Raw genomic sequence first — 24,613 nt, 5'->3', positions numbered from 1 at the left:
ACCGATGCGGCCGCGCCCTGGGTCCAGGTCAGCTGTAAACGCGACCCAGCAACTGCCGGTGGCTCTCGAACTGATCGAGCACGTCACGCACGATCTGCTCCGGCGCAAAGCCCATCAGGTCGTATTCCTGGCTGCCATCGTGCAGGTACACCTCGGCGCGATAGAAGCGCTGGCGCACCTCCGGCTCGCCTTCGACCGGAGCCTCGCTAGGTGCGGCCAAGTAGCCGTCCAAGCTCACTTCGTAGACGAACGGGTTGCCCTCTTCCATCATCACCCGCAGGCCCATCATGTTGCGCGACTGGCCGACACGGGTTTCAACCTCGAAGCCCAGGGTCTGCAATTGCGCGGCGGCATCTTTCAGCGCTGGGCTGACGTGCTTGTCCATGAACCGCTGGACCACGGCTTGGGTCGGCTGCAACTCCAGCTGGCCCAGGCGCTCGCTGAAGCCACGACGGCCACGGGCGGCCAGCTCGGCGCGCTCGCCTTCGGCGGCCACGTCCTGCTTCATGGCCTTGTACAGGCCGAACATGAACAGCACCAGGACCACCGAGAACGGCAGGCCGGCCAGCACCACCATGGTCTGCATGGCTTCAAAGTTACCGGCGAACAACAGGCCGATGGTGACCAGGGTGATGACCACCGACCAGAACACCACCATCCAGTGCGGGGCGTCTTCGTCTACCTTGCCGCCTTTGCACGACAGGTTGGCCATCATCACCGCGCCCGAGTCGGCCGGGGTGAGGAACAGCACGAAGCCGACGAACACCGCCACACCGATCACGATCTTGGCCGCCGGGAAGTATTCCAGGAGCTGGTAGATCGACATCGACGGTTGCTCCAGGGCGGTCTTGCCCAGCTCTACGGCGCCCTGGTTGATCACCAGGTCCAGCGCGGTGTTGCCGAAGATCGACAGCCAGGCCAGGGTGAAGCCCAGCGGGATCAGCAGCACGCCGCTGACCAGCTGGCGCACGGTGCGGCCCTTGGAGATACGGGCAATGAACATGCCGACGAACGGGCCCCAGGAGATCCACCAGGCCCAGTAGAACACGGTCCACAGGCCCAGCCAGCGCTCGGACTTGCCGGCCTCGCCCTCGTATACATAGAGGTCGAAGGTCTTCAGCACGATGCCGTTGAGGTAGTCGCCGATGTTCTGCACGAAGCCGTTGAGCAAGTGCAGGGTCTCGCCGCCCAGCAGCACGAAGATCAGCAGGCCGCTGAACAGCATGATGTTCAGGTTGGACAGACGGCGGATGCCGTTTTCCACGCCCGACACCGCCGCTACGGTGGCTACGCCGGCCATGACCAGGATAACCACCAGCAAATTGGTCTTGCTGTGGTCCATGCCGAACAGGTACTCGAGGCCCGAAGACACCTGCATCGAGCCGATCCCCAGGTTGGTCACCAGGCCCAGCAGGGTCACGAACATGCCGAAGATGTCCACAGCGTTGCCCGCGGCGCCCTTGACCCAGCGCTCACCGACCAGCGGGTAGAGCGCCGAACGCAGTGCCAGAGGCTGGTTATGGCGGTAGGCGAAGTAACCCACGGCCAAGCCGACCAGTGCGTAGATCGCCCAGCCGTGCAGGCCCCAGTGCAGGAAGGTCAGCTGCAGCCCCTGGCGCGCGGCCTCAAGGCTGGCCGGGGTGCCTTCCGGTGGGTTGAAGTAGTGGTCCAGCGGCTCGGAGGCGCCAAAGTACAGCAGCGAAATACCGATACCGGAGGAGAACAGCATGCCGGCCCAGGCGCCGTAGCTGAAGTCAGGCTGGTCGTCCTTGCCGCCAAGCTTGAGCTTGCCGTAGTCGGAGAAGGCCAGGAAGACGACGAACCCGAGGTAGCCGCAGATCACCAGCATGTAGTACCAGCCGAAAGTGCGCGTCAGCCACTTCTGGGCCACGCCCAGCACTTGGCCGGCGGTATCGGGTACAGCGATTAGCAAGGCAGTCAGAACAAGGATCATCAGCGCGGAGGTGAAGAACACCACGCGGTTGACCCGTACCCTCTCGGCGGGGGGTTTGGTAAGGGAGGCAGAACTCATTGCACGAATGCTCCGGGCAGTACGGCTATGGAGGCTAATCAGTCTATTCCCGAGCAATTGGTGCAATAGCCCCACTGCTACAGGTGTTATAAAAGCACCCTGGAAACCGTGATCCCGAATGGATACGTTGCAAAAAACAGACAGGTGGTCTGCAAAAAATGCCACGCCTCGCAGGAGGTGCGCGCATTCGTCACAGAGCACCCCGCCCGCTCCAAGGGCCTGCCGCAGGGGTTAAACCGTTTGGCAGAATCTGCATTTCGCATCGCACATGCCCGTCAACGCCTTGTATTCCGGGGGTTACGCGATTTCCTGGGGTGTCAATCCGTGCCCTTTTGACCGCTTGAAAAAGTGTCAATGGCACAAATTGTCGCAGAGCTTATTCTTTATTGATTGAACGTTCAATCAAAACAAAATAGACTGGCCTTCGCCGAGTCAGCCGCTTGTCGTCTGCTCGTCAGGCCTGGAGGAGATAGCAAGATGCCCAAGGTCGGTATGCAACCCATCCGCCGCCAGCAATTGATCGAAGCCACGCTGCAAGCGGTCGATCAGGTCGGACTGGGAGATGCCAGCATTGCGCTGATTGCCCGTTTGGCCGGTGTGTCGAACGGCATCATCAGTCACTACTTTCGGGACAAGAACGGCCTGATTGCAGCGACGATGGGCTACATCATGAGCATGCTCAACGAAGGCGTTGCGGCACGGCGCCAGGCTCTGACCGACGACAGTGCGCGCGCTCACCTGAAAGTGATCATCGAGGGCAACTTCGATGCCAGCCAGGTGAACGGCCCGGCAATGAAGACCTGGTTGGCCTTCTGGGCTTCCAGCATGCACCAGCCCGATTTGCACAGGTTGCAGCGGATCAACGATCACCGCCTGTACTCCAACCTGTGTTGCCAGTTCCGCCGCGTCTTGCCGCTTTACCATGCACGCAAGGCAGCCCGCGGCCTGGCGGCCCTGATCGATGGCTTGTGGTTGCGTGGAGCGTTGTCGGGGGATGCATTCGACACCGACCAGGCGATACGGATTGCTTACGAATACATGGATCTACAACTGGCTAAACAGCACACCCTGGCAACAGACGACCAGGCTGCTGAAACACCGCGCACGGCGCTTGCCAACTCGGCAGGAGCGTGACGCGCAAGCCAATCACACACTGCACTTGCGAGGACACTATGGCCCGTTTCGGAACGCAAAAACTCTACATTGATGGCGGTTACGTCGACGCTGGCACCGATGCCACCTTCGAAGCCATCAACCCGGCCACCGGCGAAGTCCTCGCCCACGTGCAACGTGCTACTCAGGCCGATGTCGAGAAAGCCGTCGAAAGCGCCGAGCGCGGCCAGAAAGTCTGGGCTGCGATGACCGCCATGCAGCGTTCGCGCATCCTGCGCCGCGCCGTCGACATCCTGCGCGAGCGCAACGACGAGCTGGCCATGCTGGAAACCCTGGACACCGGCAAGTCGTACTCGGAAACCCGCTACGTCGACATCGTCACCGGCGCCGACGTGCTGGAATACTACGCAGGCCTGGTACCGGCCATCGAAGGCGAGCAGATCCCGCTGCGTGAAAGCTCCTTCGTCTACACCCGCCGCGAGCCGCTGGGCGTGACCGTCGGTATCGGTGCGTGGAACTACCCAATCCAGATCGCCCTGTGGAAATCCGCACCAGCCCTGGCCGCTGGCAACGCAATGATTTTCAAGCCGTCGGAAGTCACCTCGCTGACCACCCTGAAGCTGGCCGAGATCTACACCGAAGCCGGCCTGCCGGACGGCGTGTTCAACGTTCTGACCGGCAGCGGCCGCGAAGTCGGCACCTGGCTGACCGAGCACCCGCGCATCGAAAAAGTCTCCTTCACCGGCGGCACCACCACCGGCAAGAAGGTCATGGCCAGTGCCTCCAGCTCTTCGCTGAAGGAAGTGACCATGGAACTGGGCGGCAAGTCGCCACTGATCATCTGCGCCGACGCCGACCTGGACAAGGCCGCCGACATCGCCATGATGGCCAACTTCTACAGCTCCGGTCAGGTGTGCACCAACGGCACCCGCGTGTTCATCCCTGCCGAGATGAAAGCCGCCTTCGAAGCCAAGATCGCCGAACGTGTTGCCCGCATCCGTGTTGGCAACCCGGAAGACGAAAACACCAACTTCGGCCCGCTGGTCAGCTTCCAGCACATGGAAAGCGTGCTCGGCTACATCGCCAAGGGCAAAGAAGAAGGTGCCCGCGTGCTGTGCGGTGGCGAGCGTCTGACTGCCGGTGACTTCGCCAAGGGCGCCTTCGTGGCCCCGACCGTGTTCACCGACTGCAGCGACGACATGACCATCGTCAAGGAAGAGATCTTCGGCCCAGTGATGAGCATCCTGAGCTACGAGACCGAAGAAGAAGTCATCCGCCGTGCCAACGATACCGACTACGGCCTGGCCGCCGGTGTCTGCACCAACGACATCACTCGCGCCCACCGTATCATCCACAAGCTCGAAGCCGGCATCTGCTGGATCAACGCCTGGGGTGAATCGCCGGCCGAAATGCCGGTCGGTGGCTACAAGCAGTCGGGCGTCGGCCGTGAGAACGGCGTCAGCTCGCTGGCTCAATACACTCGCATCAAGTCGGTCCAGGTCGAGCTGGGCGGCTACAACTCGGTTTTCTAAGCCTTGTCTAGCCACGCCCGTGCCACCGCGCACGGGCGTTTCCGCTCCCTGATCACCGCCAACGAGGGTACTTTTCATGTCCCAAGAATTCGATTACATCATCGTCGGAGCAGGCTCCGCCGGTAACACCCTGGCCACCCGCCTGACCGAAGACGCCGGCGTCACCGTCCTGCTGCTGGAAGCCGGTGGCCCCGACTACCGTTTCGACTTCCGCACCCAGATGCCGGCCGCCCTGGCCTTCCCGCTGCAGGGCCGTCGCTACAACTGGGCCTACGAAACCGACCCGGAGCCGCACATGGACGGCCGCCGCATGGAGTGCGGCCGTGGAAAGGGCCTGGGTGGTTCGTCGCTGATCAACGGCATGTGCTACATCCGTGGTAACGCCATGGACTTCGACGGCTGGGCGAAACTGCCAGGCCTGGAAGACTGGACGTACTTGGACTGCCTGCCCTATTTCAGAAAAGCTGAAACCCGTGACATCGGCCCGAACGACTACCACGGTGGCGAAGGCCCGGTCAGCGTGACCACGCCCAAGGCCGGCAACAACCCACTGTTCCACGCCATGGTCGAAGCCGGCGTGCAGGCCGGTTACCCGCGCACCGAAGACCTCAACGGTTACCAGCAGGAAGGCTTCGGTCCGATGGACCGTACCGTGACCAAGCAGGGTCGTCGCTCCAGCACCGCCCGTGGCTACCTGGACCAGTCCAAGAAGCGCCCGAACCTGACCATCGTCACCCACGCCCTGAGCGACCGCGTGCTGTTCGACGGCAAGCGCGCCGTTGGCGTGACCTACCTGGTCGGCGACAGCGAAGAGCGTGTCGAAGCCCGCGCCCGCAAAGAAGTCATCGTCAGCTCCGGCGCGATCGCCTCGCCGCAACTGCTGCAGCGCTCCGGCGTCGGCCCGCGCGCCCTGCTGGAAAGCCTGGACATCCCGGTGGTGCACGACCTGCCAGGCGTCGGCGAGAACCTGCAGGACCACCTTGAGCTGTACCTGCAGTACGCCTGCACTCAACCGGTGTCGCTGTACCCCTCGCTGCTGTGGTGGAACCAGCCGGCCATCGGTGCCGAGTGGATGTTCAAAGGCACCGGCATCGGCGCCAGCAACCAGTTCGAGGCCGGTGGCTTCATCCGCACCCGCCCTGAGTTCGAGTGGCCGAATATCCAGTATCACTTCCTGCCGGTGGCCATCAACTACAACGGCTCCAACGGCGTGAAGGAACACGGCTTCCAGGCACACATGGGCTCGATGCGCTCGCCTAGCCGCGGCCGCATCCAGGCCAAGTCCAAGGATCCGCGCCAGCACCCGAGCATCCTGTTCAACTACATGGCGACCGAGCAGGACTGGCAGGAATTCCGCGACGGCATCCGCCTGACCCGCGAGATCATGGCCCAGCCCGCGCTGGACCCGTACCGTGGCCGCGAGATCAGCCCGGGCGAACACGTGCAAACCGATGAAGAGTTGGACAAGTTCATCCGCGAACACGCCGAAACTGCCTTCCACCCGTCCTGCTCGTGCAAGATGGGCACCGACGACATGGCGGTGGTCGACAACGAAGGCCGCGTGCATGGCATGAAAGGCCTGCGTGTGGTCGATGCATCGATCATGCCGATCATCATCACCGGCAACCTCAACGCCACCACGATCATGATCGCCGAGAAAATCTCGGACAAGATCCGTGGCCGCAAGCCGCTGGCGCGCAGCACTGCCAAGTATTACGTGGCTGGCGGTGCACCGGTTAAAGGCAAGCCGATGCGGGAAGTGAAGCAGGGCTGACCGGCACTATCGTCGGCAAGCCGGCTCCCACAGGTACAGCGCAGCCCTCAGGCCTGTGATCATCCTGTGGGAGCCGGCTTGCCGGCGATGAGGCCCAGCCAGGCAACACCTGAAAAGGCACCCACCCGGGTGCCTTTTGCACATCTGCAGAAACGCTTTACAGCCTGCCAATTCATCAGGTTAGAATCGATTGGCACGCGACCTGCTAGTTCATTCTCGCAAGTCCCCTCACCCCGCGATGTCCCGGAGTACCTGCCTTTGGATGCCAGCACCATCAACAGCCTGTTCTTGATCGGCGCATTGCTGGTGGGCGCAAGCATCCTGGTCAGCTCGCTTTCTTCGCGCCTGGGCATCCCTATCCTGGTCATCATCCTCGCCGTCGGCATGGTCGCCGGTGTCGATGGTGGCGGCATCATCTTCAACAACTACCCGACCGCCTACCTGGTAGGCAACCTGGCACTGGCGGTAATCCTGCTCGACGGTGGTTTGCGCACGCGGGTGGCGAGCTTCCGCGTGGCACTGTGGCCCGCCCTGTCGCTGGCCACCGTCGGCGTGATGATCACCACGGCGCTGACCGGCCTGGTCGCGGCCTGGCTGTTCAACCTGAGCCTGATCCAGGGCTTGCTGATCGGCGCCATCGTCGGCTCCACCGACGCCGCCGCAGTGTTCTCGCTGCTCGGCGGCAAGGGCCTGAACGAGCGGGTCACCGCCACCCTGGAAATCGAGTCGGGCAGCAACGACCCGATGGCGGTGTTCCTCACCGTCACCCTGATCGACATGATCGCCAGCGGCCAGACCGGCCTGCACTGGAGCCTGCTGACCCACCTGCTGCGCGAATTCGGCATCGGTGGCCTGCTGGGCCTGGGCGGTGGCTGGCTGATGCTGCAACTGGTCAACCGGATCAACCTGGCCGGCGGCCTGTACCCGATTCTCGTGGTGGCCGGTGGCCTGGTGGTGTTCTCGCTGACCAACGCCCTGCACGGCAGCGGCTTCCTCGCCGTGTACCTGTGCGGCCTGGTGCTGGGCAACAAGCCGATCCGCAGCCGCCACGGCATCCTGCACATGCTCGACGGCATGGCCTGGCTGGCGCAGATCGGCATGTTCCTGGTGCTGGGGCTGCTGGTCACCCCCCATGACCTGCTGCCGATCGCCTTGCCGGCACTGGGCCTGGCGCTGTGGATGATCCTGGTGGCACGGCCGCTGTCGGTGGTCGCCGCGCTGTTGCCGTTCAAGGCCTTCCATGGCCGTGAGAAGGGCTTCATCTCCTGGGTCGGCCTGCGCGGTGCGGTACCGATCATCCTGGCGGTGTTTCCGCTGATGGCCGGGCTGCCGGATGCGCAGCTGTTCTTCAACCTGGCGTTCTTCATCGTGCTGGTATCGCTGCTGGTGCAGGGCACCAGCCTGCCGTGGATGGCCAAGCTGCTGAAGGTGACGGTGCCGCCTGATCCAGCGCCCATCTCGCGCTCCGCACTGGAGGTGCACGTCACCAGCGAGTGGGAGCTGTTCGTCTATCGGCTGGGCGCGGAAAAGTGGTGCATCGGCGCCGCCCTGCGCGAACTGAAGATGCCCGAAGGCACGCGCATCGCCGCCCTGTTCCGTAACGAACAACTGCTGCACCCCTCGGGCAGTACCGTGCTGGAAGTCGGCGATATGCTCTGCGTGATCGGCCACGAACATAACCTTCCGGCCCTGGGCAAGCTGTTCAGCCAGGCGCCGCAACGCGGCCTCGACTTACGCTTCTTCGGCGACTTCGTGCTCGAAGGCGATGCCGAACTGGGTGCGGTGGCCGCACTTTATGGCCTGAAACTCGACGGCCTGGACGCAAAAATGCCACTGGCGCAGTTCATCCGACAAAAGGTCGGAGGCGCTCCAGTAGTGGGCGACCAGGTCGAATGGCATGGCACGATCTGGACCGTCGCGACCATGGACGGGAACAAGATCCAGAAAGTCGGCGTCAGATTCCCCGAAGGAACGCGACCCGGACCAGGATTGTTCCTCTAAACTCCGATTTCGCCTGATCCACAAGTAGTCTGCCTATGTCCCTGCGCGTGTACCTTCGCACAGCCCTGCTCGGGCTGTGTCTGTCCCTTTCATTCGCGGCTGCCGCGGCTGAAACTCCGACCACTGCCAGCATCCAGAACAGCCTCGACAAGATTGCCGAGCGCAAGCTGCCCGAAGCCGACCAGAAAGCCCTGCAGCAAGTACTGGAACAGACCCTCACGCTGCTGGCCAGCAAGGAAGACAGCGAGAAGAAGCTCGCCGCGCTCAAGCAGCAGCTGGCCGGCGCACCGAAAGAGACCAGCGACAGTCAGAAAGAACTGGCCAAGCTCAAAGAGAGCAAGCCGCAGCCGGTTGCCCAGCGCTATGCCAACCTCACCGTGCCGCAACTCGAGCAGATGCTCAGCGAGCGCAACACCCTGCAAGGCGAGTTGCAAAAAGCGCTGTCGGAAGCCAACAGCCTGATCATCAACTCGCAGACCCGCCCCGAGCGCGCGCAGGCCGAGATCAGCAACAACCAGACCCGCAGCCAGCAGATCAACAACATCCTCAAGAGTGGCAAGGACGGTGGCAAGGCAATCAATGCCGACCAGCGCAACCAGCTCGTCGCCGAGCAGGCTTCGCTCAACGCCCTGACCCTGCTGCGCCGCCAGGAGCTGGCCGGCAACGGCCTGCTGCAGGACCTGGGCAATGCCCGCCACGACCTGCTGATCGAGCGTGCCGCGCGCCTGGAGCAGGAGATCCAGAACCTGCAGACGCTGATCAACGAGAAGCGTCTGGCACAATCGCAGCAGACCGTCACCCAACAGTCGATCGAGGCCCAGAAGGCCGGTGGCAGCTCGATACTGGCCAGCGAGAGCGCGGCCAACCTCAAGCTTTCCGACTACCTGCTCAAGAGCACCGACCGCCTCAACGAAGTGACCCAGCAGAACCTGCGCACCAAGCAGCAGCTCGACAGCCTGACCCAGGCCGACCAGGCCCTGGACGAGCAAATCAGCGTGCTCAAGGGCAGCTTGCTGCTGTCGAAGATCCTCTACAAGCAGAAGCAGGCCCTGCCGCACCTGAAGGTCGACCGCGACCTGGCCGACCAGATCGCCGACATCCGCCTGTACCAGTTCGAGGTCAACCAGCAGCGCGAGCAGATGAGCAGCCCGGTGACCTACGTCGACAAGCTGCTGGCCAACCAGCCCGAGGAAGATGTGACCCCGGCACTGCGCAAGGCGCTGCTGGAAGTCGCCGTCACCCGCAGCGACCTGCTCGAACGCTTGAACCGCGAGCTGTCGGCGCTGCTCAACGAATCGATCACCCTGCAGCTCAACCAGAAGCAGCTGCTGGGTACTGCCCAAGGCCTGCGCACCACCCTCGACGAGCAGATGTTCTGGATCCCCAGCAACAAGCCGCTGGACTGGGACTGGCTGCGCTACGTGCCCGAGCGTTTTGCCGCCCAGGTCGCCGACCTGCCCTGGGGCTCCGGCATCAAGGAGCTGGCCGACGGCCTGAGCCAGCGCCCGCTGCTGTTCCTGCCTCTGCTGTTGGTGATCGGCGCCCTGCTGTGGCGGCGCAAGTACCTGTATCAGCGGTTGAGCAAGGTACACCAGGACATCGGTCACTTCCGCCGTGACAGCCAGTGGCATACGCCCCAGGCCATTCTCATCAACATTCTCCTGGCGATGCCGGTGAGCCTGGGCCTGGCCCTGTGCAGCTACGCCTTGCAGATCGACGCCCGCGGGCAGAACGCCAACCTCGGTGCGGCACTCTGGCAACTGGCCCAGGCCTGGCTGGTGTTCTACACCGCCTATCGCATCCTCGCACCTGGCGGCGTTGCGGAAATCCACTTCCGCTGGCACAAGCCGCAGGTCGAATTCCTGCGCGGCTGGGTACGCAGACTGGGCACCGTGGTGCTGGCCTTGGTTGGCGTGGTGGCGGTGGCCGAGCACCAGCCCTCGGCACTGGCCGACGACGTACTCGGCATCGGCGTGGTGCTGACCTGCTATGCGCTGATGGCCTGGCTGCTCAGCCGCCTGTTGCTGAGCAGCCCGGCGCACCGTGACACCTCGCTGTTCCGCAAGGCCGTCGGGGTAGCCTTCACCGCCTTGCCGATCGCCTTGTTCGTGGCAGTGTGCTTCGGCTACTACTACACCGCTCTGAAGCTCACCGACCGCCTGATCTACACCTTGTACCTGCTGCTGTTCTGGCTGGTGATCGAGGCTGCCTTCGTGCGCGGCCTGTCGGTGGCCGCTCGGCGCCTGGCCTACCAGCGCGCCCTGAGCAAGCGCGCAGCGGCCAAGGAGGGGCTGGACGGCGAAGTCATCACCGAAGAGCCGACGCTGGACATCGAGCAGGTCAACCAGCAGTCGCTGCGGCTGATCCGCCTGGCCTTGCTCGGTGGCTTCATTGCCGGCCTGTACTGGGTATGGTCGGATCTGATCTCGGTATTCGCCTACCTCAATAATTTCACCCTGTACGAGTACACCAGCGGCACCGGTACCGCCGCCAGCATGGTGCCGATCAGCCTCGGCGACCTGCTCGGCGCGCTGGTGATCGTCGGTATCACCTTTGCCCTGGCCCGCAACTTGCCGGGCCTGCTGGAGGTGCTGGTGCTGTCGCGGCTCAACCTGGCCCAGGGCAGCGCCTATGCCACCACCACACTGCTGTCGTACATCATCGTCGGCGTTGGCATCGTCAGCACCTTGTCTACCCTTGGGGTGAGCTGGGACAAGCTGCAATGGCTTGTGGCAGCGCTGTCGGTAGGCCTCGGTTTCGGCATGCAGGAAATCTTCGCCAACTTCATCTCCGGCATCATGATCCTGTTCGAGCGCCCGGTACGCATCGGCGACACCATCACCATCGGCAACCTGTCCGGCACGGTAAGCAAGATCCGCATCCGCGCCACCACCATCACCGATTTCGACCGCAAGGACATCATCGTCCCCAACAAGACCTTCATCACCGGCCAGCTGATCAACTGGTCGCTGACCGACACGGTCACCCGGGTGACGCTGAAACTGGGTATCGACTACGGCTCGGACCTGGACCTTGTGCGTGACCTGCTGCTCAAGGGTGCCCACCAGAACCCACGGGTGCTCAAGGATCCGGAGCCGATCGTGTACTTCCTCAACTTCGGCGAAAGTTCGCTGGACCACGAGCTGCGCATGCACGTGCGCGACCTGGGCGACCGCAACCCGACGCTGGACGAGATCAACCGCTACATCAATCGCGAGTTCAAGGCGCACGACATCAAGATATCCGTGCGCCAGGTCGAGGTGTTCCTGATGGACGCCAAGGGCGGCAAGCAGCAGCTGATTCCGATGGAACAGCCGAAAGTGGATGGCACTGCGCCAAGCTGAGTGGACTCCAACGGGCATGACCGCCAGAATGCTGGCGAGGGCTTTGCCCTCGATCGCCGGCAAGCCGGCTCCTACAGGGACTGCGCTGAACCTTGTGGGAGCCGGCTTGCCGGCGATGGGCCGCCTAGCGGCCCCCATGGCACCGACCCCAGGAGCACCCCGTGAAAGCCCTCGACCAACTCAGCTTCGACAACCGCTTCGCCCGCCTGGGCGACGCGTTCTCCACCCAGGTGCTGCCAGACCCCATTGCAGACCCACGCTTGGTAGTGACCAGCGAGTCGGCCATGGCCCTGCTCGACCTGGACCCTGCCCAAGCCGAGCTGCCAATCTTCGCCGAGCTGTTCAGCGGTCAGAAGCTGTGGGAAGAAGCCGACCCACGCGCTATGGTCTATTCCGGCCACCAGTTCGGTTCCTACAACCCCCGTCTGGGCGATGGCCGTGGCCTGCTGCTGGCCGAAGTGCTGAACGACAAGGGCGAACACTGGGACCTGCACCTCAAGGGAGCCGGCCAGACCCCGTACTCGCGCATGGGTGACGGCCGTGCCGTGCTGCGCTCGTCGATCCGCGAATTCCTTGCCTCCGAGGCCCTGCATGCGTTGGGCATCCCCACTAGCCGGGCGCTGTGCGTGGTCGGCTCAAGCACCGCAGTATGGCGCGAAACCCGCGAGAGTGCGGCGATGCTCACCCGCCTGGCGCAGAGCCACGTGCGCTTCGGCCATTTCGAATACTTCTACTACACCAAGCAGCCCGAACAGCAGCGCGTGCTGATCGACCACGTGCTGGACCAGCACTACCCGGAATGTCGCGAGGCCGAACAACCCTACCTGGCCATGTTCCGCACCATCGTCGAGCGCAACGCCGAGCTGATTGCCCACTGGCAGGCCTATGGCTTCTGCCATGGAGTGATGAACACCGACAACATGTCGATCCTGGGCATCACCTTCGACTTCGGCCCGTTCGCCTTCCTCGACGACTTCGACGCCAACTTCATCTGCAACCATTCCGATGACCGCGGCCGCTACAGCTACGCCAACCAGGTGCCGATCGCCCACTGGAACCTCAGCGCCCTGGCCCAGGCGCTGACAACGGTGATTGAGGTAGAGCCGCTCAAAGAAGCGCTGGGCATGTTCCTGCCGCTGTACCAGGCGCACTACCTGGACCTGATGCGACGGCGTCTGGGCCTGACCACTGGCGAAGACGACGACATGGCATTGGTCGAGCGACTGTTGCAGGGCATGCAGAGCGGCGGCGTGGACTACACCCTGTTCTTCCGCAGGCTGGGCGATCAACCGCTGGCAGCGGCCCTGAACGTGGTACGCGACGACTTCATCGACCTCGCCGGCTTCGATGCCTGGGCAGCGGACTACCAGGCCCGCTGCGAGCGCGAAGCTGGCAATGCCGACGGGCGGCGTGAGCGCATGCACGCGGTGAACCCGCTGTATGTGCTGCGCAATTACCTGGCGCAGAAAGCCATCGAAGCGGCCGAAGCGGGAGACTACAGTGAAGTGCGGCGACTGCATCAGGTGCTGAGCCGGCCGTTCGAAGAGCAGCAAGGGATGCAGGCCTATGCCGAGCGGCCGCCTGAGTGGGGCAAGCATCTGGAAATCAGCTGTTCTTCATAGCCCTCATCGCCGGCCAGCCGGCTCCCACAGAGAGCAGCAGTGCCCCCCTTGTGGGCGCTGGCTTGCCAGCGATAGGGCCCGAACAAACACCTCAAGGAGACGACATGACCGACCCACTGCTGATCCCCTGCCCCCACTGCAACGGACTCAACCGCCTGCCCGCCGAACGCCTGGGCGATACCCCGAAATGCGGCCGCTGCAAACAGGATGTACTGCTCGGCAAACCGTTCGACCTCAACGAAAGCAGCTACGCCAGCCAGATCAAAGGCGACCTGCCCCTGCTGGTCGATGTCTGGGCCGACTGGTGCGGCCCATGCAAGTCCTTCGCACCCACCTTCGAACAGGCCGCCCGCCAGCTCAGCGGCCGGTGCCGCCTGGCCAAGCTCGACAGCGAAGCCAACCGCAACCTGGCCGGGCAGCTGGGCATCCGCTCGATCCCCAGCCTGATCCTGTTCAAGAGCGGCCGCGAAATCAGCCGCCAGGCCGGAGCGTTTCCACTCCAGTCGTTGCTGGAGTGGTTACGTAGTCAGGGGATTTAGCCGTTTTCTTCCAATAGCGAGTGCAACTCGACAAATTGCTGGGTCAGCTTGTGCCGTGGCTCCAGGTGGATCAGCGGCAGGCTGGCGTGGTGCGACTCGCGCATCTTCACCGAGCTACCCAGGTACACCGGTAGCACCGGCAAGCCTTCGGCCAGCAGCTCGTCGAGCATCTGCTGGGGCAGGCTGGCGCGGGACTGGAACTGGTTGACCACGATGCCTTCGACCATCAAGTCCTCGTTGTGGTCGTCCTTGAGCTCTTCGATTTCCGCCAGCAGGCCATACAGCGCCTGGCGCGAAAAGCTGTCACAGTCGAAGGGGATAAGCACACGATCAGCGGCGATAAGCGCAGAAACTGCATAGAAGTTCAACGCCGGCGGGGTATCGATGTAGATCCGCTCGTAATCCTCGTCCAGCTCGTCGAGTAACTTACGCAGCTTGTTGATCTTGTGCTTGGCCTCAAGCTTAGGCTGCAGGTCTGCCAATTCCGCCGTGGCGGTGACCACATGCAGGTTGTCGAAGGGAGTTTCGTAGATATCGACCTTGTTCTTCTTGCTGAACGGCCCGCTGGACAGGCTCTGCTTGAAGAAATCGGCGATGCCCATGGGAATGTCGTCACCCGTGAGACCGGTCAGGTACTGAGTCGAGTTGGCCTGGGCATCCAGGTCGATCAGCAGGGTCCGATAGCCTTCGCTGGCGCTCACTGCCGCCAAGTTGCAAGCGATGCTCGACTTGCCCACGCCACCTTTCTGATTGAACACCACGCGCCGCATGAGAGACCTCCGTGTATCAACGAATGACCGAGTATGTGGCGACGCGGCGGCAATGGCCAGCGGCATTTGCCGGGCGCCGACGGCAGCGCTACCCTGCCCCGCGAAAACCTTCGCCACACTCCAGGGAAGACCGATGACGATGCACCCGGCTGTAACCTTTGGCCAATCGCAGCTGGCGATTGAAGACGTTCTGGCCCTGGCCGAGCGTCGCGCCACGCCTTGCCTGCAGGACGACAGCGGGTACCGCGCCTACATCGACCGCGGCGCACGCTTTCTCGACAGCTTGCTGGACAAGGAAGGCGTGATCTATGGCGTCACTACCGGCTACGGTGACTCCTGCGTGGTGGCCGTGCCGCTGGAGCATGTCGAAGCCCTGCCGCGCCATCTCTACACCTTCCACGGCTGTGGCCTCGGGCGCCTGCTCGACGCCACGGCCACCCGCGCGGTGCTGGCGGCCCGCCTGCGCTCACTCAGCCATGGTGTCTCGGGCGTACGCCGGCTGTTGCTGGAGCGCCTGCGCGACTTTCTGGCCCACGACATCCTGCCGTTGATCCCCGAGGAGGGCTCGGTGGGCGCCAGCGGAGACCTGACACCCCTGTCATACGTTGCCGCCGCCTTGGCCGGTGAGCGCGAAGTGCTGTACCAGGGTGTGCGCCGCAGCAGTGCCGACGTGCACCAGGAGCTGGGCTGGCAGCCCCTTGTGCTGCGTCCCAAGGAAGCACTGGCGTTGATGAACGGTACGGCGGTGATGACCGGCCTGGCCTGCCTGGCCTTCGCCCGGGCCGACTACCTGCTCAAGCTGGCCACGCGCATCACCGCCCTGAATGTCATCGGCCTGCAGGGTAACCCGGAACACTTCGACGCACGGCTGTTCGCTGCCAAGCCCCACCCAGGTCAGTCACAGGTTGCCGCCTGGCTACGCCAGGACCTGGCCATCGACGCGCCGCTGCCCCCGCTGCACCGCTTGCAGGACCGCTACTCGCTGCGCTGCGCGCCGCATGTGCTGGGCGTGCTGGCCGACAGCCTGGGCTGGCTGCGGGGCTTCATCGAAACCGAGCTCAACAGCGCCAACGACAACCCGATCATCGATGGCGACGCCGAACGCGTGTTGCATGGTGGGCACTTCTACGGCGGCCATATCGCCTTCGCCATGGACAGCCTGAAGACCCTGGTGGCCAACGTTGCCGACCTGCTCGACCGGCAGCTCGCGTTGCTGGTGGATGTACGTTACAACCACGGCCTGCCGAGCAACCTGTCGGGCGCCGAGGCCGAACGAGCCATGCTCAATCACGGCTTCAAGGCCGTGCAGATCGGCGCCAGCGCCTGGACCGCCGAAGCCCTCAAGCAAACCATGCCCGCCAGCGTGTTCTCGCGCTCGACCGAATGCCATAACCAGGACAAGGTGAGCATGGGCACCATCGCTGCGCGGGATGCCCTGCGGGTACTGGAACTGACCGAACAAGTCGCCGCAGCTACCTTGCTGGCAGCCAACCAGGCTGTCTGGCTACGCGGCCGCCAGCCAGGCAGCCGGGCATTGCCACAACCCCTGGCGCGGATGCACGAAGCGTTGCTCGAAGACTTCGCCCCGGTGACCGAGGACCGCGCCCTGGAAAACGACCTGCGCCTGTGCCTGCGACGCATCGGTGAGCGGCACTGGCCGTTGCACCTCAGCTAGCAGCAGACGTCGCGTCGGTCACCAGCTCGGCGAATGCCTTGGCCATCGCCGAGCTACCCCGCTCACGTTGCACGAGCCAGACGGCCGAGGTGGCGCCCTCGTCGAGCAAGGTTCGATAGACCACGCCCTCGATGCGCATCCGCTGAAACGAGGCCGGCAATACCGATACCCCGAGGCCTGCAGACACCAGCCCGATAATCGTCATAGCCTCGCCCGCTTCCTGGGCGAAATGTGGGCTGAAGCCCGCCTGGCGCGCCAGGCTCAGCAGTTGCGCGTGCAAACCGCTGCCATAGCTGCGCGGAAAGAACACGAAGGGTTCATGGGCCAGCGCGACCATGTGCACGCCGTGTTCGGTACCTTCGGCCAACGGGTGCGAGGCATTGATCACTGCCACCAGCGGCTCGCGAAACAGTTCGGTGGCGATCAGGCCCTCTGGCAGCGGCATCGGCCGCATCAGCCCGATTTCGATGGACTCGTCGAAAACCCCGTCAGCCACGTCACGGCTGCTCATTTCCTGAAGGTTCAGGTGCACGGCAGGAAAACGCTGGCGAAATGCATGGATTGCCTTGGGAATTTTCGACGTGAAAGGCGCCGACGCGGTGAAGCCAATCTTCATCTCGCCCAGCTCTCCCAACTGCGCGCGGCGTGCCACATCGGCTGCTTTCTCAACCTGCGCCAGCACCTGCCGCGCCTCATCGAGGAACAGACGGCCGGCCTCGCTCAGCTCCACCCGACGATTGGTACGCTCGAACAGACGCGCCCCCAGCTCCTGCTCCAGTGCCTGGATCTGCTGGCTCAGGGGAGGCTGGGAAATGCCCAGTTGCTGGGCTGCACGACCAAAGTGCAGTTCTTCGGCAACGGCAATGAAGTAACGCAGGTGGCGCAGTTCCATGGTCAACTCCAACTAGGTCGCAAAACCTCTCAAATAGGTCGAACAATATATTGGATCTAATCATTAGGCAGCTATATGCTTTTTTCATTGCCCCAGAGGTACCCACCCGTGAAAACTGCTGTAGCCCCCCTTCCCGTCGACCCCGACCCTGCCCCGCTGAACGAAATCTGGATCGAAAAAGGCACCCCTGCCTTCATGAAAACCGTGCTGGCGCTGTTCAGCGGCGGCTTTGCCACGTTCGCCCTGCTGTATTGCGTACAGCCGATGATGCCGCTGCTGTCCCAGGAGTATTCGATCAACGCCGCGCAAAGTAGCCTGGTGCTGTCGGTGTCGACCGCGATGCTGGCATTTGGGCTGCTGATCACCGGGCCGATCTCCGACCGCATCGGGCGCAAGCCGGTAATGGTGTTCGCTCTGCTCTGCGCGGCCCTGTCGACCATGGTCAGTGCCGTCATGCCGAGCTGGGAGTGGGTACTGGCCACACGGGCGCTGGTCGGCCTGTCGCTCAGCGGCCTGGCCGCCGTGGCGATGACCTACCTGAGCGAAGAAATTCACCCGCAGCACATCGGCCTGGCCATGGGGCTGTACATCGGCGGCAATGCCATCGGCGGCATGAGCGGCCGCCTGATCACTGGCGTATTGATCGACTTCGTCAGCTGGCACACGGCAATGCTGATCATCGGCGGCCTGGCACTGGTGGCGGCACTGGTGTTCTGGAAAGTGCTGCCGGAGTCACGCAACTTCCGCACGCAGTCGCTCAAGCCGCGCAATTTGCTGGAGGGTTTCGTCATGCACTTCAAGGACGCCGGCCTGCCCTGGCTGTTCCTCGAAGCCTTCCTGCTGATGGGCGCCTTTGTCACGCTGTTCAACTACATCGGCTACCGCCTGCTGGCCGGCCCCTATCACATGAACCAGGCGTTGGTCGGGTTGCTGTCCGTGGTTTATCTGTCGGGTATCTACAGTTCGGCGCAGGTCGGAGCACTGGCCGACAAGCTGGGCCGGCGCAAGGTGTTCTGGGCCAGTATCGTGGTGATGGCGGGCGGCTTGCTGATGACACTGGCCACGCCGTTGATGCTGATCATCCTCGGCATGCTGGTATTCACATTCGGCTTCTTTGGAGCGCATTCGGTGGCCAGTAGCTGGATTGGCCGGCGGGCGCTGAAGGCCAAGGGGCAGGCGTCGTCGCTGTACCTGTTCTGCTATTACGCGGGATCGAGCGTGGCCGGTACGGCAGGCGGGATGTTCTGGCATCACTGGGGATGGAATGGCATCGGGTTGTTCATCGGCAGCTTGCTGACGGTGGCGTTGCTGGTGGCGTTGCACCTGAGCAGGCTTGAACCGAAGAAAGCTTGAGGCTGCAGGGCTGCTTTGCAGCCCATCGCCGGCAAGCCGGCTCCCACAGAGACCGTAGGGTAACTGTGGGAGCCGGCTTGCTGGCGATGAGGCCTTTGGATCAGTTCACGATCTCGACGATATCCACATCCACTTCACGGCTCATCAGGTGCTTCTCCACCTCGCCGGTCAGCTTCACCTTGGTCTTTTCGTTGAACGGTGTCGGCGGCAGATCTTCGTTGTCGATCTCGACGGTGATGGTGCCGGTGTTGTCCTTGAACTCGTACTTGTCGTCGTTGTTGATCTTCTTGGTCACGTAGCCCTGCAGCACCACCGGCGTGTCATCGGCAGCATCCTTGGCGGCGGACACAGTGGTCACTGGCTGGGCACCCGGGCCGGTATAGCCAGCAGCCAAGGCAGCAGTACTGACAAGCGGGGCAAGGATAAAGGCAAGGTAATGGGCTTTCATGGAGTATGTCCTGTCTGGTTTCCGATGGGCAAAGCGTAACGCGGGTGGCTGAAGCCAAACTTAATCAGGACGGGCCCGGCACCACCCCAAGGCGTACCTGCAGCAGGTTGCCGCTGCGCTGCAATTGCAACTGCCCCACCTGGGTCCCTTCTCGCTCCACTTCGTGCAGCCAGTGCAACAGGGCGTCGGGTTGGCCTTCGAGCTGAACGTCGACACGTCCCTCGTGAGTATCCATGCCGACAACCCGCAGCCCGGCAGCCTGTGCATGCTCGCTCAAACGACCAGGGCTCAAGGGCTGCGAACGTCCTGGGTTGGGGGATGCCATCACCGAATGCAGTTGCCGGCTCAGCATCTGCTCATCGGTCAGGCTGCGCTCGGCTTGCTGAAGTTTCCACCGGCTATCCAGCCAACCCCACTGCCAGAGCACCAGCAGTACAACCGCCCAAGCAGCGCCCTGCAGCATCCATCGCCTTCGATACGGGATCCGCTCCCAGTGCTCGCGCAGGTGCTGAGGAATACGCGACATCATGCCCCTCCCGCCCAGGTCAACGTTGCCTGTACTCCCTGCTCGTCCTGCCTTGCGTGCCCCACGACCAGATCAGGCATGCGTTCGCGCAAGCGCTCAAGGTCATCGAAGCGCACCCCGGTGACCTCGACACGCCAGCCTTGATCAGGCATCAGCTCCGCACGTTCGAACGTCAGGTTTCCGGTTTCCACCACCTGCCCGGCCAGTACCAGCAAACGCTGGATCGCCGTTGCCGGTGGCGGCTGCTGCCGCAATGCCTCCACCAGCCTCGACAGGTCGCTGCCCCCAGCGTGACCGGGTGCCCAGCGCTGAAACTGCAACTGATTGTCGGCTCTCAACTGATTGGCGCGCTGCTGTACCCAGGCCGCACGCAGCTGATCTACCACGCCCGCCAGCAACCCGATCATCGCCACCCCGGCCAACGCCCGCTGCCATGGCAACGAACGGCGGCGCCTGCGCGAAGCCCCCTGGCGCAGGTCAATCGCCCCAGGCCGACCGTCGATCAATCTGGCGATTGCGCTGTCGATCCGCTGGTTGCTCAACTGGTTCGGCACGTCAGCCTGCCAACTCATGGGCGCAAGGCGTTGCGATAGCGCATTGGCCATTGCATCCGTGGCGGCCATCAGCGGCAGGTCTGCACCGCCAAGCAACCAGCGGCCCTCCAGCCACAGAGCAGCGGGCGCAGCAAACAATCGATCGGCGTCCGCCTGTACGGCGACGGGGTCTAGCCCTTGCTCCAGCAGCAGCTTGAGCAGGCATTGCCAACGGTCTTGCTCGATCGCCAGTGCCTGGCGACGGCCTTGCACGTCGGCGCTTGAGTACGCCAGATGGAGGGTGTCCAGCGGCGTCGCCAGTTGCTCTTCCAGCGCATACCCCATCGCCTCCCGGGAGACTTTGCGGCCAGGTATCGCAGGCACCTGGCAACTGCTCAGCAACTCCATGGGCAACACCACGATCACTGGCGCCCCTGCCAGCAGTGCTCCCGTCTCGGCCAGTTGTGTCCGGCAGACCTGCCCTTGTGCCGTCCACGCGATCACCGGCCAAGCCGAGTCGGCTTGCCGGATGCCCTCAGGCAACAGGTACACACCTGCTTCATTCATTGCGTGTTTGCTCCCGCACTGCAGAGAATGTCCTGCCCACCACCTGCACGCGGTGAGTCTTCGCGTCGATCTCCAGGTCGCTGTACAGGAACAGCCGCTGTTGATCCCACTCGGCTTGCAACTCCAAGCGGAACCAACGGCTGGCAACACCCAACCCACGTGCTTGAATACCCAGCCCACTCATCTCAGGGCTGGCAAAAAACTGCTGCACGCTCGCATACCCCTGTTCTGGACGTGCGTCGACCGCCTGCCTGGCCGCCGAAGGGGCAACCCCTTCCAAAGAAGCCAGCAGGCGCGAAGGCGCGGTGTTGACGTTCAGCCCCGCCTCGACAGGCAGGGCCACTATCCAGGGTCGTAACCGCTCGAATGCTTCCGTGTCCACACCGCGCAACGCTCGCAATTGGCTGACGTCGAGCAATCGCCGGCCGACCAACGGTTCAAGGTCAGGCGGGTCGATATCCAACGAGTCACAAAGCCTTTGCCACCGCGCCAGCAACGTCGGCTCGAGCGACGTACGCCCGACCAGAGCCGCAAGATTCAACCGTGCGGTGAGGTCTTCCATGCGCATCCACAGCACCCCATCAGCCAAGGCCATTTTCTGTGGCTTGGCCCAGTCCTGGTTCGAATGGCTGCGCTGAAGTACCTCAGGTACCTGGCTAGCGAGTTGCTGTTGCATCAACGCCTCTCCCGCCAGGGCCAATTGCGACAGACGTGAGAACGCGATCTGCTGGCCAACTCCAGCCACCACCAGCTGCTGGCTGCGTAACATGCCTGCCACCAGCAGCGTCAGCAGTGCCATTACCAGCAGTACCGTCACCAATGCCAGACCTTGCTGACGAACACGGTTCATGTGCGCCCTCCAGCCATTGTCAGCACCCGACGCAGTTGTTGATAACGCGCGGTGGACAAGGTCACCTCCAGCGCATTCGCCGCCTGTTCGTGCTTAGCATCGCTCGACCAATGTTCAACCCAACCCAGGCCGGGCGCGTGCACGCGCCAGCGCAGTTCGCGAACACCGTCGAGCAACCTCTGGCTGCCCATCGCCCCGTTTTCCAGCGTGAGCTCACGCCGCCACAGCGTGCCGTCCTCAAGCCAGTACTCGACTATCCGCAGGTCACTCACGGACGAAACTGCATCCTGCTGGCGGACACTTATCAACCAGCGCATCCGTGAGCCCTGTAGCGACATGGCGAAAGCAGCGCTTTGCAGCTCGGCCCCCGACTTCACCTGCAAGGCATCACGCTGCATCACACTCAGTGCCCTTGCCAAGGCACGCGAACCCTCTACCTGCTGCTGGCGGGCGCCATCAGCCCTGACCAGGCTGTCGAGCAGCTGCGCGCTACCCAGTGCCAACAGTGCGAAGATGGCCACAGCCAGCAGCAGTTCAATCAGGGTGAAGCCGCGCTGCGCCCTTGCGTATTCAGCCCTCATCGCCTGCCCTCACCCGCCAGGTGCTCGCCCGATGCAATACGGCCAGATCGCCTGCAGGGCGCACCAGCAACTCAATCTGCAACAACCCGCCCGGAAGGTTCCAACGGGTTTCATCCAGCCGCCACCGGCGTTGGGCAAAGTCGACCTCGATTTGCTGGCGGCCAGGCGCGGGAACAGGCTGCAAACGCAGCAATGCCATATGATTGTCCGCCAGCCAGTTGGCGAGCAGCCGGTCTTCCAGTTGTCGGGCCTGCGCCAGCAAATGCTGGGCAGCGCTGCCCATGGCAAGCGCCAACACTGCGAAAATCGACAGGGCGACCAAGACTTCCAGCAGGGTAAAACCACGCTCAGTGGTCGACTTGCGGATCATTGAGCCCATCGCTCGACACTGATACCAAGCGCACGCCGACTTGTTCGAAATGCAAGGTGAAAACGCTGTACTGATCATTGCTGTGAATGAGCAGTTGAGGCGAACCGCTACGGCTTGGCTCAATGAACACATCATCTATCACCAAACGCAGATCGATACCTGCATCATGGCGCTGGCCAGCATTGTCCCAACCCAGGGCAGTGCGCCTGAGTAACTGATAGCCTTGGGCATCCAGGCGAATGCCCAGCAGCATGCCCTCAAGCACGGCCCGCTGCCGCGCGTGCTGCAGCACCTGCACGAAGAAGTTGGCCTCCTGGAAAGCCTGACGCTGCGGGTCACGCCCAAGGGAAAGCCCCGCCATACCGGCGACCAGCCCCAGCACTGCCAGTACCACAAGCAGCTCCAGCAGGGTGAACCCCCGCATACTTCGGGTACTCATTCGGCCCAGTTACCGATGTCGGCATCCAGCCCTTCGCCACCGGGCTGGTTGTCGGCTCCCAGCGAATACAGGTCATGCCCCTGGTTGGAACGTGTGCCTGGGCTGGCGTATTGGTAGGCCATGCCCCACGGGTCGATCGGTACGGCCTTGAGGTAGCCTTGTGCGTTCCACTGGCGTGGCAGCGGGGCCAGCGTAGGGCGTTTGACCAACGCTTCCAGGCCTTGGGCAGTACTTGGATAACGACCGTTGTCCAGCCGGTAGATTTCAAGGGCCGTGTTGATCGACTGGATATCGGTACGAGCCGCCGTCAGCTTGGCATGGTCCGGACGGCTCATGACATTGGGCAGTACCAGCGCGCCCAGCACACCAAGGATGACCACCACCACCATGATCTCGATCAGGGTAAAGCCACGCTGGGCGCGACGCGAAGCGTGAAAAGACATATCAGTTCACCAGTTGGTTGAGGTTGAGGATGGGCAGGAGAATCGCCAGGACGATGAACAGTACGATGCCTCCCATCACCAGCAGCATCAGCGGTTCACACAGGCTGACCAGCAACGAAATGCGCGCGGACAACTGGCTTGCCTGCATTTCGGCGGCCCGCTCCAGCATGCTGTCGAGTTCACCCGAGCGTTCACCGCTGGCAATCATCTGCAGCATCAACGGTGGCAATACCGCGCTTTGCGTCAGGCAGCCGGCCAGGCTGCGGCCTTCGCTGAGCAGGCGCGCGGCCACCTCCAGGCGCTCACGGGTGGCAAGGTTGCCAACCACTGCCGCGCTGATCTGCATTGCATCGACCAGCGCCACGCCACTGCGGCTGAGGATGGCCAACGTGCTGGCAAACCGAGCGGCTTCGCTGGCCCGGATGAAGGCCCCGAACAACGGCAACTGCAACACAACGCTGTGCCAACGACGCCGACAGTCCGGCTGGCCTAGCGCACGATGAGCCAGCAGAACCAGCAACAAGAGCCCCACCACGAGTGCCAGGCCAAACCGCCTTGTGGCATCGCTAAGAACGATGAGCACTTGGGTCGGGGTCGGCAGGTTGGCGTGGTCGCGGGCGAATGCCTGCACCACATCCGGCACCACATAGCCGAGTAGAAACCCCACCACCGCCACTGACACAATCAGCAGAATCACCGGATAGACCAACGCAAGCTGAACCTTCTGACGCATCGCCTGCTGCTGCTCGCCATGCTCGGCAAGGCGCTCGAACACACTGGCCAGATGGCCAGTGCGCTCAGCAGCCGCGACCGTTGCACGAAACACCATCGGGAAGCCGCGCGGGTAATGGGCCAAAGCCTCAGCAAGGGAGTTGCCCTCGGCCACCTTGGCTGCGACGCCGCCGATCACCTGCCGTACTCGCCGCTCCTCGCTTTGTGCCGCCAGTGCCTGCAGCGCTTCAGCCAACGGCATACCTGCGTGCAGAAGTGTTGCCAGCTGCCGAGTCAGCAGTGAACGCTGTGACGCACTCAGGGATCCCGCTGGCCTCAGCGTCACCCGCCAAGGGTGACGCGCCGGGCGCACAGCCAATACCTGCCACCCTCGCTCGCGCAATTGCTGACGCGCCTGTTGTGCGCTGATTGCCTCCACGCAACCTCGCCGTGAACGCCCGGCGGCATCCACCGCCCGGTAGCTGAACACCACCACGG

General features: G+C 63.2%; 21 protein-coding genes. 9 read left to right on the top strand and 12 right to left on the bottom strand.

Annotated features, from left to right (window positions below; genetic code table 11):
- Positions 1-28 precede the first annotated feature (28 nt).
- Positions 29-1,975: a BCCT family transporter gene (locus KU43P_RS01700; protein ID WP_317663700.1), complete on the bottom strand. Its 1,947-nt coding sequence runs from the start codon at positions 1,973-1,975 to the stop codon at positions 29-31.
- 534 nt (positions 1,976-2,509) lie between these two features.
- On the opposite strand from KU43P_RS01700, the gene betI reads away from it, so the two are divergent.
- The 7 genes from betI (at position 2,510) to trxC (ending at position 13,957) form a co-directional block, all read left to right on the top strand.
- The gene (gene betI, locus KU43P_RS01695) at positions 2,510-3,166 is read left to right on the top strand and encodes a transcriptional regulator BetI (protein WP_317660774.1); all 657 of its coding nucleotides are present in this window, start codon (positions 2,510-2,512) and stop codon (positions 3,164-3,166) included.
- Positions 3,167-3,204: 38 nt separating this feature from the next.
- A complete protein-coding gene (gene betB / locus KU43P_RS01690) occupies positions 3,205-4,677 on the top strand; it encodes a betaine-aldehyde dehydrogenase (protein ID WP_317660773.1) in 1,473 nt (490 codons plus the stop codon).
- Positions 4,678-4,753: 76 nt separating this feature from the next.
- Positions 4,754-6,451 (top strand): choline dehydrogenase, encoded by a 1,698-nt coding sequence (gene betA / locus KU43P_RS01685; protein ID WP_317660772.1) that lies wholly within the window; start codon positions 4,754-4,756, stop codon positions 6,449-6,451.
- Positions 6,452-6,709: 258 nt separating this feature from the next.
- Complete coding sequence (locus tag KU43P_RS01680; RefSeq protein ID WP_176510910.1) at positions 6,710-8,452, top strand: potassium/proton antiporter; 1,743 nt, start codon at positions 6,710-6,712, stop codon at positions 8,450-8,452.
- Between the two features lie 35 nt (positions 8,453-8,487).
- Positions 8,488-11,796 (top strand): mechanosensitive channel MscK, encoded by a 3,309-nt coding sequence (gene mscK / locus KU43P_RS01675; protein ID WP_317660771.1) that lies wholly within the window; start codon positions 8,488-8,490, stop codon positions 11,794-11,796.
- Positions 11,797-11,957: 161 nt separating this feature from the next.
- Positions 11,958-13,418, top strand: a complete 1,461-nt coding sequence (selO, locus tag KU43P_RS01670) for a protein adenylyltransferase SelO (RefSeq protein WP_317660770.1) — start codon at positions 11,958-11,960, stop codon at positions 13,416-13,418.
- A 104-nt stretch (positions 13,419-13,522) separates the two neighbouring features.
- A complete protein-coding gene (trxC, locus tag KU43P_RS01665; protein WP_317660769.1) occupies positions 13,523-13,957 on the top strand; it encodes a thioredoxin TrxC in 435 nt (144 codons plus the stop codon).
- Here trxC and KU43P_RS01660 read toward each other — a convergent pair.
- Complete coding sequence (locus KU43P_RS01660; RefSeq protein ID WP_317660768.1) at positions 13,954-14,727, bottom strand: ParA family protein; 774 nt, start codon at positions 14,725-14,727, stop codon at positions 13,954-13,956. The two genes, trxC and KU43P_RS01660, sit on opposite strands and share 4 nt — an antisense overlap.
- Before the next feature lie 133 nt (positions 14,728-14,860).
- Here KU43P_RS01660 and KU43P_RS01655 point away from each other — a divergent pair, with 133 nt between their 5' ends.
- Positions 14,861-16,402 carry an aromatic amino acid ammonia-lyase gene (locus KU43P_RS01655; protein WP_317660767.1) on the top strand — a complete coding sequence of 514 codons (1,542 nt, stop codon included), beginning with the start codon at positions 14,861-14,863 and terminating at the stop codon, positions 16,400-16,402.
- Here KU43P_RS01655 and KU43P_RS01650 read toward each other — a convergent pair.
- Positions 16,395-17,294, bottom strand: a complete 900-nt coding sequence (locus KU43P_RS01650; RefSeq protein WP_317660766.1) for a LysR family transcriptional regulator — start codon at positions 17,292-17,294, stop codon at positions 16,395-16,397. The two genes, KU43P_RS01655 and KU43P_RS01650, sit on opposite strands and share 8 nt — an antisense overlap.
- Positions 17,295-17,402: 108 nt before the next feature.
- Here KU43P_RS01650 and KU43P_RS01645 point away from each other — a divergent pair, with 108 nt between their 5' ends.
- A complete protein-coding gene (locus tag KU43P_RS01645) occupies positions 17,403-18,647 on the top strand; it encodes an MFS transporter (protein ID WP_317660765.1) in 1,245 nt (414 codons plus the stop codon).
- Between the two features lie 100 nt (positions 18,648-18,747).
- Here KU43P_RS01645 and KU43P_RS01640 read toward each other — a convergent pair whose 3' ends face one another.
- From KU43P_RS01640 to gspF, 9 genes are all read right to left on the bottom strand, one after another.
- Positions 18,748-19,095 carry a NirD/YgiW/YdeI family stress tolerance protein gene (locus tag KU43P_RS01640; RefSeq protein WP_317660764.1) on the bottom strand — a complete coding sequence of 116 codons (348 nt, stop codon included), beginning with the start codon at positions 19,093-19,095 and terminating at the stop codon, positions 18,748-18,750.
- Positions 19,096-19,159: 64 nt separating this feature from the next.
- On the bottom strand, positions 19,160-19,621 hold the full coding sequence (gene gspM / locus KU43P_RS01635) for a type II secretion system protein GspM (protein WP_317660763.1): 462 nt from the start codon (positions 19,619-19,621) through the stop codon (positions 19,160-19,162).
- Positions 19,621-20,721, bottom strand: a complete 1,101-nt coding sequence (gene gspL / locus KU43P_RS01630) for a type II secretion system protein GspL (protein ID WP_317660762.1) — start codon at positions 20,719-20,721, stop codon at positions 19,621-19,623. Before gspL ends, gspM begins: the two co-directional genes overlap by 1 nt.
- Positions 20,714-21,571 carry a type II secretion system protein GspK gene (locus KU43P_RS01625; RefSeq protein ID WP_317660761.1) on the bottom strand — a complete coding sequence of 286 codons (858 nt, stop codon included), beginning with the start codon at positions 21,569-21,571 and terminating at the stop codon, positions 20,714-20,716. The genes gspL and KU43P_RS01625 overlap by 8 nt, the downstream gene beginning before the upstream one ends.
- The gene (gene gspJ, locus KU43P_RS01620; RefSeq protein ID WP_317660760.1) at positions 21,568-22,152 is read right to left on the bottom strand and encodes a type II secretion system minor pseudopilin GspJ; all 585 of its coding nucleotides are present in this window, start codon (positions 22,150-22,152) and stop codon (positions 21,568-21,570) included. The genes KU43P_RS01625 and gspJ overlap by 4 nt, the downstream gene beginning before the upstream one ends.
- Positions 22,142-22,522 (bottom strand): type II secretion system minor pseudopilin GspI, encoded by a 381-nt coding sequence (gene gspI / locus KU43P_RS01615; protein ID WP_317660759.1) that lies wholly within the window; start codon positions 22,520-22,522, stop codon positions 22,142-22,144. The genes gspJ and gspI overlap by 11 nt, the downstream gene beginning before the upstream one ends.
- Positions 22,500-22,946 (bottom strand): type II secretion system minor pseudopilin GspH, encoded by a 447-nt coding sequence (gspH, locus tag KU43P_RS01610; RefSeq protein ID WP_317660758.1) that lies wholly within the window; start codon positions 22,944-22,946, stop codon positions 22,500-22,502. The genes gspI and gspH overlap by 23 nt, the downstream gene beginning before the upstream one ends.
- A gap of 11 nt (positions 22,947-22,957) precedes the next feature.
- Entirely contained in the window at positions 22,958-23,404 is a 447-nt protein-coding gene (gene gspG / locus KU43P_RS01605) for a type II secretion system major pseudopilin GspG (RefSeq protein WP_317660757.1), read from the bottom strand.
- A gap of 1 nt (position 23,405) precedes the next feature.
- On the bottom strand, positions 23,406-24,611 hold the full coding sequence (gspF, locus tag KU43P_RS01600) for a type II secretion system inner membrane protein GspF (RefSeq protein WP_317660756.1): 1,206 nt from the start codon (positions 24,609-24,611) through the stop codon (positions 23,406-23,408).
- Between the last annotated feature and the right edge of the window lie 2 nt (positions 24,612-24,613).

The sequence above is a fragment of the Pseudomonas sp. KU43P genome (genome assembly GCF_033095865.1).
In the GTDB taxonomy this organism is placed as follows: domain Bacteria; phylum Pseudomonadota; class Gammaproteobacteria; order Pseudomonadales; family Pseudomonadaceae; genus Aquipseudomonas.
This window is presented reverse-complemented; position numbering and strand designations above follow the sequence as displayed.

Excerpts from the sequence above, each read along its gene's own strand:
- betI (WP_317660774.1), top strand. The coding sequence starts at position 2,510 with ATGCCCAAGGTCGGTATGCAACCCATCCGCCGCCAGCAATTGATCGAA.
- betB (WP_317660773.1), top strand. The coding sequence starts at position 3,205 with ATGGCCCGTTTCGGAACGCAAAAACTCTACATTGATGGCGGTTACGTC.
- betA (WP_317660772.1), top strand. The coding sequence starts at position 4,754 with ATGTCCCAAGAATTCGATTACATCATCGTCGGAGCAGGCTCCGCCGGT.
- mscK (WP_317660771.1), top strand. The coding sequence starts at position 8,488 with ATGTCCCTGCGCGTGTACCTTCGCACAGCCCTGCTCGGGCTGTGTCTG.
- trxC (WP_317660769.1), top strand. The coding sequence starts at position 13,523 with ATGACCGACCCACTGCTGATCCCCTGCCCCCACTGCAACGGACTCAAC.
- KU43P_RS01660 (WP_317660768.1), bottom strand. The coding sequence starts at position 14,727 with ATGCGGCGCGTGGTGTTCAATCAGAAAGGTGGCGTGGGCAAGTCGAGC.
- KU43P_RS01655 (WP_317660767.1), top strand. The coding sequence starts at position 14,861 with ATGACGATGCACCCGGCTGTAACCTTTGGCCAATCGCAGCTGGCGATT.
- KU43P_RS01650 (WP_317660766.1), bottom strand. The coding sequence starts at position 17,294 with ATGGAACTGCGCCACCTGCGTTACTTCATTGCCGTTGCCGAAGAACTG.
- KU43P_RS01640 (WP_317660764.1), bottom strand. The coding sequence starts at position 19,095 with ATGAAAGCCCATTACCTTGCCTTTATCCTTGCCCCGCTTGTCAGTACT.
- gspM (WP_317660763.1), bottom strand. The coding sequence starts at position 19,621 with ATGTCGCGTATTCCTCAGCACCTGCGCGAGCACTGGGAGCGGATCCCG.
- gspL (WP_317660762.1), bottom strand. The coding sequence starts at position 20,721 with ATGAATGAAGCAGGTGTGTACCTGTTGCCTGAGGGCATCCGGCAAGCC.
- KU43P_RS01625 (WP_317660761.1), bottom strand. The coding sequence starts at position 21,571 with ATGAACCGTGTTCGTCAGCAAGGTCTGGCATTGGTGACGGTACTGCTG.
- gspJ (WP_317660760.1), bottom strand. The coding sequence starts at position 22,152 with ATGAGGGCTGAATACGCAAGGGCGCAGCGCGGCTTCACCCTGATTGAA.
- gspI (WP_317660759.1), bottom strand. The coding sequence starts at position 22,522 with ATGATCCGCAAGTCGACCACTGAGCGTGGTTTTACCCTGCTGGAAGTC.
- gspH (WP_317660758.1), bottom strand. The coding sequence starts at position 22,946 with ATGCGGGGGTTCACCCTGCTGGAGCTGCTTGTGGTACTGGCAGTGCTG.
- gspG (WP_317660757.1), bottom strand. The coding sequence starts at position 23,404 with ATGTCTTTTCACGCTTCGCGTCGCGCCCAGCGTGGCTTTACCCTGATC.